Raw genomic sequence first — 940 nt, 5'->3', positions numbered from 1 at the left:
AGAGCGCGTTTCACTTTGCTGTCAGTCGGGTGTGTTGAAGGTGAGGCGTTGTTGGCGGGTGGCGGGTTGGCCTCGGGTGAGGCGGCGGAGCATGCCGCCGAGGGCGGCCCATCGGATCATGGCCTCTGACGTTGCGCGGTGGGTTTCGTAGTCGCGGGCCAGGCGGCGGTGGGCGGTGATCCAGGCCAGGGTCCGTTCCACGACCCAGCGGCGGGGGTGTACGACGAACCCGCGCTGGTCGGCGGGTTTGCGGACGATCTCGACGGTGGTACGCAGCAGGTCGCGGGCCCAGTCGACGAGGCGCCCGGCGAAGCCGGTGTCGGCGAAGACGTGACGGATGGGAGTGGCCGCGTAGGTGGCGAGCAGGGCTCCTTTGGCGCCGTCGCGGTCCTGCCAGGACGCGGCCAGGACCCAGACGGTGACCAGGAGTCCGAGGGTGTCGGTGACGATGAACCGCTTCCGGCCGTTGATCTTCTTCCCGGCGTCATAACCGCGGGAATCGCGGGGCACGGTGTCGGCGCCCTTCACGCTCTGCGAGTCGATGATCCCCGCCGTCGGCTCCGGGTCACGGCCGTGAGCCACCCGGATCTGCTCACGGAGTTCGGTCAGGATCCGCTCGGTCACGCCCCGACTGTTCAGCCGCGTGAAGTGCGCGTACACGGTCTGCCACGGCGGGAAGTCGACCGGCAGGTACCGCCACGCGCAACCGGTACGCACCACGTACAAGATGGCGTCGATGACCGCCCGCCGGGGATGCTTCTCTGGTCTGCCCATCCACTGCGGAGACGGCAGCATCGGCTCGATGATCTCCCACTCAGCGTCGGTCAGGTCAGACGGGTACCGCCGCACTCGATCCATACCTGTCCATCGACCGAGCCAGGCTCATCGGTCGGACCCACTGTGCGACACACCCGACCAACCCACAAACCAAACGCGCTCT

Annotated in this window: 1 protein-coding gene; it reads right to left on the bottom strand. The window is 68.0% G+C overall.

The window, feature by feature from the left end:
* Positions 1-21 precede the first annotated feature (21 nt).
* Positions 22-858, bottom strand: a complete 837-nt coding sequence (locus ACPXBU_RS34815) for an IS5 family transposase (RefSeq protein WP_425761397.1) — start codon at positions 856-858, stop codon at positions 22-24.
* Positions 859-940 lie beyond the last annotated feature (82 nt).

Origin of the sequence: Micromonospora sp. DT231, assembly GCF_049847025.1 — a bacterium.
GTDB lineage: Bacteria > Actinomycetota > Actinomycetes > Mycobacteriales > Micromonosporaceae > Micromonospora.
The sequence above is the reverse complement of the archived record's forward strand: the minus strand, read 5'-3'. Positions and strand labels throughout refer to the sequence as shown.

Excerpts from the sequence above, each read along its gene's own strand:
- ACPXBU_RS34815 (WP_425761397.1), bottom strand. The coding sequence starts at position 858 with ATGGATCGAGTGCGGCGGTACCCGTCTGACCTGACCGACGCTGAGTGG.